Raw genomic sequence first — 16512 nt, forward strand, 5'->3', positions numbered from 1 at the left:
TTTTAAGCTTGCACGGAGTACATGTACCCAAGCGGGCGAGATTTCGCCGCGAACGACGCCGGCTATCAACGCAAACGCTGCCCTGGTATCACCGCGGATGACGCCGGCTATCACTGGAGTCCATGGATCTCGACACAGAACAACTCTCCAGGTTCGTGACACATAACAATCTTTGAGCTGTAACGGTTGGAGATCTGGACTCTGATAGAATAGTTGTATTTAGAGAAACTGTATGTTATAATATTGGCATACAGAATTCATTTCTGTAAAGTATCTGTTAAATCAAGGAAATTCATTTTCGGAAGCTCAGATCGAGCAACATTCCCGACAATGACAACACAAGTGCATATGGAACAGCGGGAATGGAAAAGAAGCTTTTCGAGATGATATACCTGTGATAAGATAGGATTACGAGAGAGCATTCCTTCCGGTGTTCTATACGGCAAAGGAAGGAGCACACCTATGAAGAAACTTCAGGAACTGACGTTGTTTGACAAATTTTTGTTTGATGAGACGATGGATATTCCGGAGGCGCATGAAGCAGTATTACAGATTATATTTGGAGATGACAATTTAAAACTGCTGACACCGGCGCAGACGGAGAAAGAAATCCGTACCGCGCCATGGCTGCGTTCAATTCGTCTGGATGTCTACGCTATAGATCAGGAAAAACGGATTTATAATACAGAGGCACAGAAGGCAGAAAAGAAAGATCTTGTGAAAAGGAGTCGTTTTTATCAAAGTTTGATAGATTCTTCCCTGCTTGAACCAGGAGAAATCAATTTTAATCAGATGAACGATACTTGTATTATCATGATTACACCGTTTGATCTGTTTGGCGAAGGACGATATCAATATACATTCCGTTCCCGATGTGATGAAAATCCGGCACTATCAATGGAAGATGGCGCAATCAGAATCTTTCTCAACAGCCACGGAAAAAATCCGGAAGAGGTGTCACCTGAACTGACTGAGTTTCTAAAATATATGGAAAGCACAGATGCAGCTCTCGCAGAGAACAGTGCGAATGAGAAACTAAAAAAGATTCATAAACATGTCAGCCAGATCAAGGCAAGCGAGGAGATGGGAGTGAAGTATATGCAGAAGTGGGAAGAAAAAGTGCTTGATAGAGAAGAAGGAAGAGCAGAAGGGAAGGCAGAAGGCAGAGCTTCAGAAATATATATTATTCGAAACCAAATTGAGCAGGTTCAGAGAACTCCAGAGGAAACAGCAGAGCTTTTGGTACTTGAGCCAGAATATATTAAAAAAGTAGCCGAGCTGTTAGAAGAATATCCAGAAGAAACAGATGTGCAGATCGCAGCCAGAATTTTGAAAGCGGATGTTTGTGAATAAATAACAGAAAGTCCGGAAGATCGCGAGGCCTTCCGGACTTTCTGCGTCTGAGTGGCTGCTCCGGCATTCTACTGAGTCCTGCCATCTCATCACCACGCGCCACAACAAACTTTCTTCTTTCCAGATTGTTTACATGAGTTCTGGCCCATCCGCCATAGGAACCTCTTGCGTGGGCATATAGAACAGAGATTTTCCCTGCTGCCCGATGGTGATTGGCTAGGCGCTTTGAAACCGCCATTTTCAGCCGCTTTCCAGCATATTCAGAAGGAGACCGGGCAGATAGCCACAGAGCTTCCCTGTACACCCAACAATTCTTATCATAATGGGTGTCAGTGCCATAGAATAGATCTATCTGCCCAACCTTCTCTGCGCAAGAGGTATAAAATCCACAAAATCCCAGAAATCAGAAGAAAATTGGGTTTTTAAGCTTGCACGGAGTACATATACCCAAGCGGGCGAGATTTCACCGCGGCTGACGCCGGCTATTACTGGAGTCCATGGATCTTGACACAGAACAACTCCCCGAGTTCGTGACGCATAACAATCTCTGAGTCGTAACGATTGGAGATCTGGATTCTGATAGAATAGTTGTATTTAGAGAAACTGTATGTTATAATATTTGCATACAGAATTCATTTCTGTAAAGTATCTGTTAAATCAAGGAAATTCATTTTCGGAAGCTCAGATCGAGCAACATTCCCGACAATGACAACACAAGTGCATATGGAACAGCGGGAATGGAAAAGAAGCTTTTCGAGATGATATACCTGTGATAAGATAGGATTACGAGAGAGCATTCCTTCCGGTGTTCTATACGGCAAAGGAAGGAGCACACCTATGAAGAAACTTCAGGAACTGACGTTGTTTGACAAATTTTTGTTTGATGAGACGATGGATATTCCGGAGGCGCATGAAGCAGTATTACAGATTATATTTGGAGATGACAATTTAAAACTGCTGACACCGGCGCAGACGGAGAAAGAAATCCGTACCGCGCCATGGCTGCGTTCAATTCGTCTGGATGTCTACGCTATAGATCAGGAAAAACGGATTTATAATACAGAGGCACAGAAGGCAGAAAAGAAAGATCTTGTGAAAAGGAGTCGTTTTTATCAAAGTTTGATAGATTCTTCCCTGCTTGAACCAGGAGAAATCAATTTTAATCAGATGAACGATACTTGTATTATCATGATTACACCGTTTGATCTGTTTGGCGAAGGACGATATCAATATACATTCCGTTCCCGATGTGATGAAAATCCGGCACTATCAATGGAAGATGGCGCAATCAGAATCTTTCTCAACAGCCACGGAAAAAATCCGGAAGAGGTGTCACCTGAACTGACTGAGTTTCTAAAATATATGGAAAGCACAGATGCAGCTCTCGCAGAGAACAGTGCGAATGAGAAACTAAAAAAGATTCATAAACATGTCAGCCAGATCAAGGCAAGCGAGGAGATGGGAGTGAAGTATATGCAGAAGTGGGAAGAAAAAGTATTGGATATAGAAAAAGGTCGTGAAGAGGGTCGAATTCTCACAGAAATAAGTGTTGCGCGTTTTCAATTTGAAAATAAAAGACCAGCGGAGGATACAGCGAAAATATTGAAACTTTCAGTAAATGATATAAAAAAGATGGAAGAACTGTTCAGGGCATATCCAGAGGAAAAAGATATACAGATTGCAGCCAGAGTATTGAAAAAAGAAATATAATAAATAAGAAGAGCAAATGTCGGGGCAGTTCTCACATTGGAACTGCCCCGGCATTTTTTTAGCCCGAGACCCAAAAGGCAAATAAAGATCATTTTTTACATTCCAAAAAGTTAAAAAGTTGCAAAAATATGTCGAAAATTTCGATGGAAATATTGACAGGACTAAAAAAAAAGGGACTAATATTATCTTATCTATATAGAGGGTCAAGGAAGGTGATTCTGCCCTCTATTAAGCATGTTTTGGTATGACCAATTTACATAAAAATGATGTAAAAAAAGTGTTAAAAATGAATGAGGTAAGGATATGATTCAACTGTTTTTGAAAAATAAAATAGCTGTAAGTCTGACGGCAGTGGTTCTGACCGGAACAATAGGAATGACCATCGGAGGAGTGGTGCTTGGCGACAAGGCAAAGCCCCGTTTTCCGTCAGATGGGTATGTTCTGGACGTGGCGGTGACGGAGGATGGTCAGCAGATGGAAGTGAAGACCATGAATTTTGCTTCCGATTCTGCACTTCATTTTAGGGCGGATGACAGCCTGGTATTTACGGATGCAGAGCAGGTGCGTGTCTGTACCAAGGGAGACAGTTTTATCCATTACAGTAACGACTCTCTTACGTCAGCTGGCGGAATGGTGCTGACGGATCTGGACGAAGTTTCATTGAATTCGGTATAATTCTTTTGGTATTTTACTTGACATAATTTATTATACCATGAATGGCAGGTTCTTCGGAGCCTGCTTTTTCATTTTTTTTGGCACAAAAAGGAGCTGCCGCTCCATAGATGATTACTCCATCTATTTTGCAACAGCCCCGGATTTTTTCGTGGCCGGGCAATCCGCAGCGCCGCCCCGTTCCCCGCGTGTTAGCCGTGCCGCCCCAGCTTTCCACCACAGGCATGAAAAAAGGTCCTCCAAAAGGAGAACCTAGAAAGGGAGGATGCCGGAGACTGCTTCTCCGGCATTATTATGAAAAAGTTTATTTAAAAAGTATTAGCTGGCTTCTTTGTTTTTGATGGTTTTATTATATGCAATAATCGTGAAGGAATCGTGTGCAGATCATGAACCTTTTTTGAAAGATAAATGAACAAATTATGAACGGCAAGAAAAAGCCCAGGCATCATTCGATGCCCAGGCTACAGATCTTTTATAACGGAATGACCAGACAGCCAACAACTGCAAACAGCATTGCAAAGACAGCGGTGATAGCATTTCCGAGGGTATAACTCTTTAATCCTCCAGTGATGGTAAATCCGGCCAGGTTAGCACTTACCCAGAAACCACTGTCATTCACGTGACCGCAGCTTAGGGAACCGGACAGGCAGGCAATGGCCAGCCATACGGGATGCATTCCTACAGCAGCAGGAACAGAAGCCATAATCGTCATGGTTGTGATGGAAGCCACGGTTCCGGATCCAAGTGCAATTCGGAAAATGGCGGCAATGACAAAGGCAATCAGAAGCGCAACTACCGGTGATGCGGAAATATTCTGGATCGTTCCGGCAAGCATGTCTGCGAGACCCGTTGCACTGATAATAGCTCCGAAGGAGCCGCCGGCACCTGTGATCATGAGGACAATACCACAGCTCTTTAACGCTTCTGTGACGGAAGCTTCACGTTCATCCCGATTCATATTTTTAGAAGAAACCAGGTAAGCAACAAGTGCACCAATCAGAAGTGCAATGGATTTATTACTGATAAATGAAATCCAGCCAGGTGTTTCTTCCATAACGGCACCGACAACGGTTCCAATGAGAATCAGGACAACAGGAAGAATAACCGGAAGAAGTGACATGAAGAAAGATGGCTGATTTTCTTCCTTGCCAGATTTTGTTTCTTCATAAACTTCAATACCTGTTTCGTCCTGTTTGGAATTCCACATGCCCTTATCCAGCAGTACCGTGTAAATCTTAATAGCAATAATCATGGCGGCTGCCTACGATGACATGTTTGACTCCTGAATCACGCATGTTCAATGCCTGACTGCGTCCCTGATTTCCGTAACCGATAATTGCGACAGTTTTGTCTGTGATAAGTTCCAGATTTGCGTCCTGATCGTAATAAATATTTGCCATTGTAAGGCCCTCCTTTAAATTGATGAGATATAAGACATCTGATGTCTGAACAGTAACATGGAAACCAATAAAAGTCAATATGGATTTGTGAAAATTGACTTAATGCAACAAAAATTGATTTAAAAATTATATATTTTTACCAAATATAGACTTTTGAAACGAAATATTATATGATGATAAAAATGGAAAATGAGGTAGAACTATGGCAAAACAGAATGAAGGATGGATGACGCCGGTACCAAGACAGTCATTATCCAAAATGGTGGTTGAGAAAATAAAAGAAGGACTGATTTCCGGCGAAATTGTTCCGGGAGAATATTTGCCCTCAGAAAATGAACTGACAGAGCGCCTTGGCGTTGGAAAATCCAGCATCCGGGAAGCAATTAAAATGCTGGAAGCAATGGGGGTTGTGGAAATCTGTAAAGGCAACGGCAGCAGAGTGCGGACAAGCGTGGACTCCGATATTATGAATCCTCTGATTTTTCAGTTGATTTTGCAGAGCAAGACAGAGAGCAAGGAAAAGCTGGTAGAATTCCGAAAGATGATTGAAATCTCAGGCGGAATATTGGCGATTGATAATGCTTCTGAGGAAGATATCCAGAGATTAAGAGAAGTCCATGAAAAGACAAAGCGGGATTTCAAAAAAGGAAAAGTCTCCGTAAGCAATGACATGGAATTTCATAATACCATCTATGAATGCACCCATAACCCGTTCGTCGTCTGTATCGGAAAAAGTGTGCTGGAACTGTGTCTGCCATCCCTTTATACGGCGAACAGAGATTATTCCTCACTGGTGACCAAGGACCATGACAGCATTCTGGATGCAATCGAGAAAAGAGATAAAATAGCATTCGAGAAAGCCATTGAGAAGTCCTTGAGTACGTGGAAAGAACTGGCATTGGGGGAAGAGTAGCAGAATGGTGTGTTATAGAAAGGGTTGCCAATGAAGAGTAAGATAGTAAAAAAACGTCTGCTTGCAGTTGCTCTGGCAGCTGCGATGATGAGTTCTGCTGTTGATTACTCCTGCGTGATGGAAGTGCGCGCGGAAGAATCAGCAGAGGAGCAGAATCTGACAGTCGAGGAAACCGTAGAGATCGATCCGGAGATTCTGGAACAACTGCCGGATAACGACGAACTCTTTGCAGGACATGTAGAACAGGTACTGTATGGAAATGATGATGCATCTATTTATGCGAATTATGGAGAAGATAAATTTGAAGATTTAAATCTTAGTATTTACCGTCAATTAAAAGCTCTTGTAAATAAGATCGCCAATGAAGGCGGAACTGCGGTTGTTGCAATCCCGTATGATCTTGACATTATATGGGAGACGGAAGCAACAGGAGATACTTTAAAACAAGAAGCAAGAGAAGCTTTTGCAAATAAGATACAGATGAGTGAGATTATATCCACTCTTCTGGTAGACTGCCCCTACGATATGTACTGGTATAATAAAGTGGTAAAAGGTGCAGCTTCATGGGGATATCATATCGGTACAGCAGGTTCAACCGCATATGTGTATAACCTGACTGTGTATTTTACACCGGTGTCCGCATATCAGGGAACAGATCCGGCAGATACCGAAGAGAATGTAAATAAGAATTATATTGATCCAGAGAAAGCTTCAGCGGCATCTAAAGCTGCAAAAAATGCCCAGGATATTGTTTCAGAAAACACATCAAAGTCCGATTATGAGAAATTGTCTGCATACCGCCAGAAAATCTGTGACCTGGTATCCTATCATAGTGCAGCGGCAAAAGAGGATTATGTAAGTGTCCATGGTTATGGAGATCCGTGGCAGTTAATTTATGTATTTGACGGAAATCCGGATACCAACGTCGTGTGCGAAGGATATTCCAAAGCATTTCAGTATCTGTGTGATCTGTCATCCTTTCGTAGTGATCAGATCAATTGTTATACAGTGACAGGTACGATGAATGGCGGAGGCCATATGTGGAATATTGTCCGGATGGAAGATGGGAAAAACTACCTGGCAGATGTGACAAACTGTGATGGAACTAAGGGAGGTACGATATCGGCAGGGTTTCCGGACAAATTGTTTTTGGCTGGCGTTTCAGGAACTGTTTCAACCGGATATCTGGCATCCCTTACCACTTATTATGGTTCATCCCGCGAAATTACATATCTATATGATACAAAGACCGGATCATTATATAACACGGATGTATTAACCTTATCCTCTGAAAATTATACAGTACCAGCGGCTACGAAGAATATCACCGATTCGATGGTAGCACTCTTGACCGATGCAAAAGAATACGATGGAAGCGAAACAGAACGGACAGCGTTAATTGCAGTAACAGATGGAGATACCATTTTAAAGAATGATACGGATTATACAATAGTTATAAAAAAAGATGATGTTTTTGTCGATCAGATGAAAAATGCCGGAACCTATGAGATCACAGTAACCGGTAAAGGCAATTACAGCGGGCTTGTGACAAAAACCTATGTTATTGAACAGAAAAGTATTTCTGATGTTGCCATAGAACCTGTTTCTGATCAGTACTATACAGGAGATGCCTTAAAACCGGAACTGACAGTAACCGATAATGGGAAGAAACTGGAGGAAGATGTAGATTATACAGTTTCCTATAGCGATAATACAAAAGCTGGAACTGCAAAAGTTGTTATTACAGGGATGGGTAACTATAGTTCTACCAAAGAGACGTCGTTCAGAATTATTGAGAAGGAAACACCAACCCCGAGTGAACCGACCACTCCGCCACAGCCGAGCACCCCATCACAGCCAAGTGAACCAACTACTCCGTCACAGCCGAGTAGCCCGACTAAGCCATTTGCTCCGACTACCCCAGAAGCCATCTGTTCCTGAGCAGCCGCCTGCCCCATCGCAGTCATCTGCCCCATCACAGCCGGAAGCAACCGTTGAAGAGCCGGAACCGGATACATTGAATGTAACTGTTGGAAACATAAAGACACAGAGTTACACCGGAAAAGGTATTACCCCGAAGATTATGGTAAAAGATCCTGTGACAAGAAAAAAATTGAAACAGGGTAAGCATTACACCGTATCTTATGAAAATAATGTAAATGCTGGAACAGCAGTGATCCTAATCCGTGGTATTGAGGCAAATGGTTACAGCGGTGTGAAACATGTATATTTTACAATTCAGCCCCAGACCGTTGCCAAGAAGATCAGAGCAAAAGTAAACGGGAAAAAATTCCTGTATACGGGAAGCGAACTGACACCTGGTGTCAATCTTACTTATAACAAGACCATATCCGGATATCACGGTGACCTATGTAGGCAAGACCCGTGTAGAAGGTCAGGATTATATTGTAAAATATCCTAATGTTGTGAAACCGGGCAATAACCGGATCATGGTCAAAGGAAAAGGAAGTTTTTCGGGATCTGTAAAACTGATCTATTATGTAGAGGAATTATAAAATAATAAAGCAGACCGGTATAAGCAGGACGGGCAGTGATGCACATCCTGCTTTTTCTGCATACGGGTGCTGTTGTGTAAGTTAACTTTGGATGCTGGATATATACAGTGAACAGTTCCATTACTGCCCATTGATCTGGAAAAAATTTGTCTTATGGAGAAAAAAGTATCTAAAAATTATGATATAGTGTAACCATGATAAAAAGCTGGAGGTACAGCAGATGGCACTGGAACTGGGTGGAAGAGCAGACAAAGCGGGTAACAGATATGAACTCATGTGCATCATAGATGAATTACTGAATCTGGTAAATGAGACGAAAGACAGTGTGGTAATAGAAGCAATAGGTGCTGATGAAACGGGGACAGATATTCTTGTTACAGATAAAAGTGGGATAAAAGAGCATCAGCAGTGTAAGCTTCGGAATGCGAGTAAGGAATACTGGACAATTGGGGATTTAAAGGCAAGGGGAGTGATGGACGCCTGGCATATGCAGCTGAACCGGGGAGCTGAGAGGCATGTAGCACTGGTAAGCCCGATTGGATGCAGTGCATTAATGGATTTAAATTCCAGAGTACTGAATACCAATGGGAATCCGGATGATTTTTATGAATATCAGATAAAAACCAGTAAAGACACGGAGAAGTTTTATAAGTCATTTTGTGAAGCAATGAATCTGGATTGTACGCAGAAACAGGATATCCGGATTAGTATGGATTATCTGAGACGGATCCATATGAAGCAGTGTTCAGAAGATGAGATAAGAGAAAGACTTCGTAACAAGATCGGTCTCCTTTTCTGCACAGATGAGCAGATCGTTTATAATGCGATAGTTACTTTTGTGATAGACAATCATATCTGGGGACGTGAGATCACCATTCACACATTACTGGATTTTTTTCAAAGGCAGGGCATCGAAGAACGTAATCTGGAGCATGATTCTAGAATGATGCCGACAGTCACTGCACTGAATCAGGAATACAGTACCAGTTTTAAAACGTTGAGAGAAGGTTTGATCCCGCGGTCGGAATTTGAAACCTGTATTCATCATGTGGAGAATGAAAACTCTTTTATTATCAGCGGAAGTGCAGGATGCGGAAAGAGCGGATGTACGGAAGCAATTATTCGTCATTGCCAGGATAAAGAGATTCCCTATCTGGCAATCAAACTCGACCGTAAAATGCCAAAGATCAACAGCGCAGAGTGGGAAAAACAACTGGGATTTCCATGCTCTGTCGCAGCAGTATTGGATGCTATAGCAAAAAGTACACCGGCAGTTTTGATTCTTGATCAACTGGATGCGTTACGCTGGACGCAGGCAAATTCCTATGAAGCGGTATCTGTCTGCATGCAGCTTATTAAGAAAGTGGAAAATCTGAACAGATCGCGGACCCATAAAATTGTCATGATTTTTGTATGCCGTTCCTATGATTTGAAAAATGATGCCAATATTAAATCTTTATTTGTGGAAGGCGAAAAAAGAAAGAAATGGGAGAATGTGGAAGTTGGCAAACTTGATGAGTCGACAGTAAGGACTGTTGTTGGGCAGAGATATGAGACATTGCGGGAAAAGACGAAACAGTTACTGCGGACTCCGAGTAATCTTTACATATGGCAGCATTTGGATGAAGTGCATACGAGCGGGGATTGCCAGACGACAAGTCATCTGATAGATGCATGGTACGATCAGATCAGGCGTAACAGTGATCAGAACGGAGTTTCGGAGTCGGTGGTGAGAAATACATTAACGGATACGGTACAGAGACTGGATCAGACAGGCAGATTATATTTGCCGGAACGCATTCTGGATGTAGACAAAGCGGGGCTGGACTATTTGATCTCAGCAGAAATGCTGGTCAGAGATGATGGCAAGATTGGATTTGCACATCAGTCAATTTTTGACTATTTTGTTTCCAAAAGAATGATGGAAAAATTCTATGATAACTGTAGCATTGAAGAAATCACAGGTACCAGGGAACATCAGACTCCGAGTAAGCGTTATCAGATCCAGATGTTTCTGCAAAACTTACTGGAGTGCAGCAGTGGGGATTTTGTACAGGCCGGAAAAGCAATGCTTGAGTCTCCTCAGGTGAGATATTATGTAAAATATCTGTTTTATGAATTACTTGGACAGATTCAGAAGCCAGATGAAGTCATCCGTGATTTTATTCTGGAAAACTGCGAGGAAGAGCCTTATGCAGAAAAATTGATTTCACAGGTATTTATGGGAAATCATGGAATGATACATGTTTTACTCAAAGAAGGAATCTTGCAGAAATGGTACGAAGATCCGGATAAAAAAGAGCAGGTATTTGTTTTGCTGAGAAGTGTTGGCGAAGAGCTGGATGATGAAGATGCGGCATTTATCAGAAAGAATGCTTTCAGAAATGCAGAAGACGACAGAAAGTTTATAGATTGCTTTTGGTATAGTGTGGCATTTGAATGTGGTGCAATCTTTGAACTGAGAATGGAATTTTATGAAAAGTATCCTGAATTGCTGGAACAGATTTATATTGAGAAGGAAAAGAATGATCAGAAGTTATGCAGAAGAAAGATCAGACTTCTGGAAGTATGTCTGAAAAATAAAAAATCTTTGCACACGGATGAATGGTTTCAGCAGGACGACGAAATAGATAGGGAGAATGCAATTTATGCAATCCGGCAGCTTATAAAATATCTGCCTGCGGGAAAGGCATGGAAAATTCGCTATGGAGACTGGTCGGAACGGAAAATCTCAGAATATACATGTCAGCGGACAGCTGTAGATCTGTTGAAAAAAGCATTTAAAACCATGGCGCTAAAAGATTCAGAGGAGTTCTGGAATGTTTGTAAGATTTACATGAAGGCGGAATCTCTTGTTAAGAATGAGATCATCCTCTATGGATTGCGTTTTCTGCCTGAAGAGCACAGTGACCAGATCATGGAATATCTGGCACTTGCTCCGGAAGAAAACTGCAGGGAATATACCAGCGGCGAATGCAATGAATTAAATTATGCTAAAGACATTTTGAAAAAATGTACAGCTTATTGTACGGATCGCGTATTGGAAAAATTTGAAGAAAAAGTAGCAAACTATTGTCCGGCGGATATTGCGAGACAATATAAGTGGCGTAAAGAGAGAAAAGGTTATTGGCCAGTATGGGGAGAGCTGCAATATGAACTGCTTCCGTGCATTCCTGAAGAAAGGCAGTCATCAAAGAGTCATGATCTTCTGGAGGTTTTGAACCGGCGTTTTGAAAAATTCGATACTGCTTATAAAAAAGGGGAAGATAACTGTGGATGGGTGGCTTCGCCGGTAGCCGGGAAAAATATCGGTTCCGGGCAATGGCTGCAAATTATTACAAATCAGAAGATGAAAACCCGGAAAAATGCATCGTGGAAAAGTGTAGAAGGGGGATTTATAGAGAGTTCTCTGGAAACATATGCCAGAGATTTCACCGCCGTAGTGAAAGAGAATATAGAAGAAATGATTCAGTTGGTATTGAAGCATCAGGCACAGATATTAACAGTTTACATCGAATCTCTATATGCCGGTATTGCTTTCAGTGAACATCTGGATACCGTTTCCACGGAATTGCTGGAAGAACTTTTTCGCACATTTCCATGTGGAACAGATGGAACGAGATCGCATTACTTTTGTGACATTATTCTGAATACGAACAACAGGAACTGGTCGAAAGATACTCTGGCAACTTTAAAACAGATTGCAGCAGGATGTAAGGAAGATAATACATGGCAGGAGGAAAAGAATCAGGATGCGGAGAAACTGCTTGGTCATGTGATGAATTGTAGAAAAGGTACCGCCTGCAGAGCAATAGGACATCTTTTAGAGGAAAATCTGGAGCTTCTTACAAGTTTTCGGGATACCATTGAACAAATGGCAGCAGATGATCATCCAATTGCCAAAATGGCAGCATTATTTGCGCTGTATCCTGTCATGAAAATGGATCTGTCTTGGGCGGCGGAGAAGATACTGCGTATTTATCAATCAGATGTAAGAATGCTGGCATTTCGAAAATCAAAGGGAATGTTATATAAGCTGTATCCGAAATATAGCAGAAAAGTATCGAAGATTATAAGAAATGGGTTCGACTCAACGGAAGAGATTCTGATAGAGATGGCAGGATATACGCTCTGTGAACTTTATATGATGTCGGATGCTTTTGCAGAGATTGTGGAAAATCCAGAAAGACTGAATGAGTTACAGGTAAATGCAATTTTACAGATGGCGATTGTGTATCTCCGGGTGGGTGAAAAACATGAAAAGGCAAAGATGCTTATTCTCAGCTGTAAAGATTTTTCCAACAGTAACAGAGGGGCACTTTCCAGAATTTTCCGGGAACATTTTATCAGTGCGGAGAATGATGCCGAGTTTCTATTAGAAATAATGAGTGGAAAGTTAGACAGCAGAGTAGTATATGACTTTTCGCGCTTTCTGGAAGCAGAACCTGGTTCTGTCAAAGAATATGCAGAATTGATTCTTACTTTATGTAGAAATATTCTGAGCAGAGAATGCGCTGCAGAAAAAAGTCTCTGGAGACCAGACCGGGAGATTTCAAAACTGGTTCTTGATCTGTATGATGAGTGCGCAGGATCTGCAAGGGAGAAAGATAAAAAAATAGCAGAACAATGCCTGGATTTGTGGGATATGATGTTTGAAAAGCAGATTGGCCAGGTGAGGATGCTCAGCAGAGAATTGATGGAGCGGTAAGATTTGAAAATAGTAGAGCATATATGTGAAATGTCTGATTGCATCAGAATCACAGCGTTTTTGGATAAAAATCAACATTTAAATGAGAAAAAGTCGTATTTGAGTGTTGATTTTTTGCAGTTTTGGCATATAATAAAAGATGAAAGGAAGGGTTGCTATAATGCTGATTCAGTTTAATTTTAAAAATTATAAATCATTTCGGGATGAAGCCACGTTGGATTTATCTGCTGCTAAAATGACAGAGTTTTCAGAAAGAGTAGTATCTGTGGGCAGCGAAAAAATATTGCCGGTAGCTGCAGTGTATGGAGCAAATGCAAGCGGAAAGTCCAATGTTTATGGGGCTTTTGAATATATGAGCAAATATGTCGTAAATTCCTTTAAATATGGGGATGAAGAAAAGGACTTTGATGATATCAGACCGTGTCCATTTCTTTTTGATACGTCATCGGAAAATGCGGATACAAGTTTTGAGGTATATTTTACCATTCCGGGTGACAAGGCACAAAAAAGCTATAATTATGGTTTCTGCATTGGAAAAACAGGTGTGACAGAAGAATGGCTGAATTCTAAAGCAAAAACAGCCCGTAAATATTCCAGTATATTTTATCGGGATGAACATACTTTGGATCTTGCCGGCATTCCGAAAACCAGCAGAGAAAATATTGAGATTGCATTGGAAAAGCAGGTGCTGATTGTATCATTAGGAGCAAAACTGAAAGTTGCTAAATGTAAACTAGTTCGTGACTGGTTTTTAAATAATGAATTTGCAGATTTTGGTGACGCGGCTACAAATTTCTTCATGTCGCGTATGCTTCCTGACAAATTTATTGAAGATGAACGGGTACGGAATCATGTTATAAAATACTTTTCCTCTTTTGATGAGACAATTAAAGGATTTGAGGTCACGAAAGTTCCCACACAGGATGATTCGAAAGAAGAAAGATATATGATAGATGCGCTCCATAAAAAAATTAATTCAGATGAAATGGCGAAAATTCCATTGGCGCATGAATCAGCTGGAACTTTAAAAATGTTTTCGTTATATCCGGAACTGCAGGAAGCGTTGAAAAATGGCGGTGTGTTTTTTGTAGATGAATTAAATGCCAGATTACATCCTCTGCTTGTACGAAATTTCATTCTTACATTTCTGAATCCGGAAGTGAATGTAAATCATGCACAGCTGGTATTTACCACGCATGATACATGGCAGTTATCAAATCAGTTGCTGCGCCGGGATGAAATCTGGTTCACAGAGAAGGATGACATGGGATTATCCACATTGTATTCATTGGCAGATTTTATTGATGAAGATGGTTCTAGAATTCGAAAAGATGAAAGTTATGAAAAAAATTATTTGTTGGGGAAATATGGTGCAATTCCATCCTTAAAAACCATTGATTTTTTCCGGGAGGAATAATATATGGCACGTAAAGACAGGACAGTCATATTTTTTGAAATTTTAAAGAACAGGAGTATATAAGATATGGGAAAAATATTTTTTATAGATGATATAAAAAATTGGGGTAGAAATAATATATGGAATATTTTAGGTACAGGTTTTGCGGCAGCAATTGTGATAATAGGAGCAATGAACTTTTTTGTTACAAAAATTTATTCTATTTCCTGCGCGGAATTTTATGGGGCAGATAAGAGATATTTTTCTGGTACAACAATATTTGACGACAGAATAAATTTTCTGGTTTTAACAATAATTGTAGCTGTTTCCCCCTTCATATTTGCGTATATTAGTAAAAAATCAAAAAGTAAAATCTTTGTAATATTAATGTTTTTTGCGACATTGATAGTTCTTTTTACGCAAAATCTGGTATATACAAGTAGTCTTATTGAAACAATCCAATGGAACTGGTTGAAGCAAGTAATAGATAATATGGTGCTTTTAGTGATATTTATAGTAGTGGATATATTTCTGGCATACTTAATAATTATAAGAAAATTTTTTTGTGAGAAAAAAGAATATGGAAAAATAGAAAAAATCATATTGGGAATATCAATGATAATATATCTTTTGGATGTAGGATTAGGATGGGTTACTACGTTGAATTATGGAATCGAGGACAAGAAAACATATGAAATTATCGAGAACAATGAAGCAATAATAGCTGATTATAATGGTGACTTTGTGGTTATGAATTGTGAGGTACAAGGAAATACACTGATTCTGAAAAAAGGTGAATACAGGTTGAAAGCAATGACAGAGGGGATGGTTACATACCATAAGTATGAAAGAGTAATTTGTGAATAAGACTTTCATTTGTAATAGAGATTTCAGAAACAAAAACAGAATTATTAAATGAAAAAAATAAAGAAGAGGGGAGATGTAAAAGCGCTTACTCCGACGTTTTTACGTCTTCCCTTAAGTATATTATCTTTTTCTGTTTGGGTGGTTAACTAATTAAGCCTTTTAATCAATATATGAATTCTGATCGTTCGCTGGAAAGGAAAACAAATGTTCTAAACTGTAATCTTTGAAATTGCTTCCTGAAAACGATTTTTTAAAGGAACCCAATATTTTTCATTATATTGTAAAATGCAATCAATATTTTCTAAATCAAGGAGATGAGATATGTAGGTGGGCAATTGTATTGTATTAGGATCATCGCTAGGCAAAAATTCAAGTTTTTTAAGCTCTTCGATTGTATGACCAGTGGAATCAAGTTTTGAAACAGGACAATTGACCGAACATCCCCAGATAGCATGTAAAAATGGTGTAAAATACCAGAAAGAGGTAGAATCGAGTGTGTGAGAAAATCTCTGTAAATAAGATTCTTCTATGATAATTAAGGGCAATAAGCTTACGGATTAGGCTTATCGCCCTTGTTTTATATATAACAGTTGCTTACAGGCATGTCAAGGGCAGGCGGTTTCCCGCCTGTCTTTTTAAGCTGTCTTTTGATTATTCAGGTAAGCGTCCTTCGTACATAATACTCAGTTCTCCATAGACCTGGCCCCAATCCCGGATTGTGGTAGGCCACTTTTTCGTAGCCTCAAAAGTGGCCAAATACAGGGCTTTTAACAGGGCGGTATCGCTTGGAAATACGCTCCTTTGGCGATTCAGCTTCCGGTAGGTGGAATTCAGTGATTCTATCGCATTTGTCGTGTTAAGCCGATATCGGCTTAGCACGACTTATACCGATAAAAAAACTATGCCGATATTTCATGAGATCCCAGTAAATAAGGGATTATCAGCAAAAAATATCGGCATAGTTTTTATAACCTATA

General features: G+C 40.4%; 12 protein-coding genes and 1 pseudogene. 9 read left to right on the forward strand and 4 right to left on the reverse strand.

Annotated features, from left to right (window positions below):
* Positions 1-462: 462 nt before the first annotated feature.
* The 3 genes from ACZMB2_RS11775 (at position 463) to ACZMB2_RS11785 (ending at position 3738) form a co-directional block, all read left to right on the forward strand.
* Entirely contained in the window at positions 463-1353 is an 891-nt protein-coding gene (locus ACZMB2_RS11775; protein ID WP_487596887.1) for an Rpn family recombination-promoting nuclease/putative transposase, read from the forward strand.
* A gap of 837 nt (positions 1354-2190) precedes the next feature.
* Positions 2191-3063 carry an Rpn family recombination-promoting nuclease/putative transposase gene (locus tag ACZMB2_RS11780; protein WP_487596888.1) on the forward strand — a complete coding sequence of 291 codons (873 nt, stop codon included), beginning with the start codon at positions 2191-2193 and terminating at the stop codon, positions 3061-3063.
* 303 nt (positions 3064-3366) lie between these two features.
* Complete coding sequence (locus ACZMB2_RS11785) at positions 3367-3738, forward strand: hypothetical protein (RefSeq protein ID WP_487596889.1); 372 nt, start codon at positions 3367-3369, stop codon at positions 3736-3738.
* Positions 3739-3751: 13 nt separating this feature from the next.
* Here ACZMB2_RS11785 and ACZMB2_RS11790 read toward each other — a convergent pair whose 3' ends face one another.
* The 3 genes from ACZMB2_RS11790 to ACZMB2_RS11800 all read right to left on the reverse strand — a co-directional run bounded on the left by ACZMB2_RS11790 (position 3752) and on the right by ACZMB2_RS11800 (position 5135).
* Positions 3752-3961, reverse strand: coding sequence for a hypothetical protein (locus ACZMB2_RS11790; RefSeq protein ID WP_487596890.1), 210 nt, complete (start codon positions 3959-3961; stop codon positions 3752-3754).
* A gap of 246 nt (positions 3962-4207) precedes the next feature.
* Entirely contained in the window at positions 4208-4987 is a 780-nt protein-coding gene (locus ACZMB2_RS11795) for a GntP family permease (protein ID WP_487596891.1), read from the reverse strand.
* Positions 4971-5135 carry a hypothetical protein gene (locus ACZMB2_RS11800; protein ID WP_487596892.1) on the reverse strand — a complete coding sequence of 55 codons (165 nt, stop codon included), beginning with the start codon at positions 5133-5135 and terminating at the stop codon, positions 4971-4973. Before ACZMB2_RS11800 ends, ACZMB2_RS11795 begins: the two co-directional genes overlap by 17 nt.
* A 202-nt stretch (positions 5136-5337) precedes the next feature.
* Here ACZMB2_RS11800 and ACZMB2_RS11805 point away from each other — a divergent pair, with 202 nt between their 5' ends.
* From ACZMB2_RS11805 to ACZMB2_RS11830, 6 genes are all read left to right on the forward strand, one after another.
* Positions 5338-6048, forward strand: a complete 711-nt coding sequence (locus ACZMB2_RS11805; protein ID WP_487596893.1) for a FadR/GntR family transcriptional regulator — start codon at positions 5338-5340, stop codon at positions 6046-6048.
* A 30-nt stretch (positions 6049-6078) separates the two neighbouring features.
* Positions 6079-7989 carry a hypothetical protein gene (locus tag ACZMB2_RS11810; protein WP_487596894.1) on the forward strand — a complete coding sequence of 637 codons (1911 nt, stop codon included), beginning with the start codon at positions 6079-6081 and terminating at the stop codon, positions 7987-7989.
* Positions 7955-8470 (forward strand): hypothetical protein, encoded by a 516-nt coding sequence (locus ACZMB2_RS11815; RefSeq protein WP_487596895.1) that lies wholly within the window; start codon positions 7955-7957, stop codon positions 8468-8470. The genes ACZMB2_RS11810 and ACZMB2_RS11815 overlap by 35 nt, the downstream gene beginning before the upstream one ends.
* A 314-nt stretch (positions 8471-8784) precedes the next feature.
* On the forward strand, positions 8785-13272 hold the full coding sequence (locus ACZMB2_RS11820; RefSeq protein WP_487596896.1) for an AAA family ATPase: 4488 nt from the start codon (positions 8785-8787) through the stop codon (positions 13270-13272).
* A 160-nt stretch (positions 13273-13432) separates the two neighbouring features.
* Complete coding sequence (locus ACZMB2_RS11825; protein WP_487596897.1) at positions 13433-14689, forward strand: AAA family ATPase; 1257 nt, start codon at positions 13433-13435, stop codon at positions 14687-14689.
* Between the two features lie 66 nt (positions 14690-14755).
* Positions 14756-15535 carry a hypothetical protein gene (locus tag ACZMB2_RS11830; protein ID WP_487596898.1) on the forward strand — a complete coding sequence of 260 codons (780 nt, stop codon included), beginning with the start codon at positions 14756-14758 and terminating at the stop codon, positions 15533-15535.
* A gap of 651 nt (positions 15536-16186) precedes the next feature.
* On the opposite strand, the pseudogene ACZMB2_RS11835 reads toward ACZMB2_RS11830, so the two are convergent.
* A pseudogene (locus ACZMB2_RS11835) lies at positions 16187-16396 on the reverse strand (transposase); the annotation flags it as partial.
* Positions 16397-16512: the final 116 nt, after the last annotated feature.

This window comes from Hominiventricola sp., from assembly GCF_057604405.1.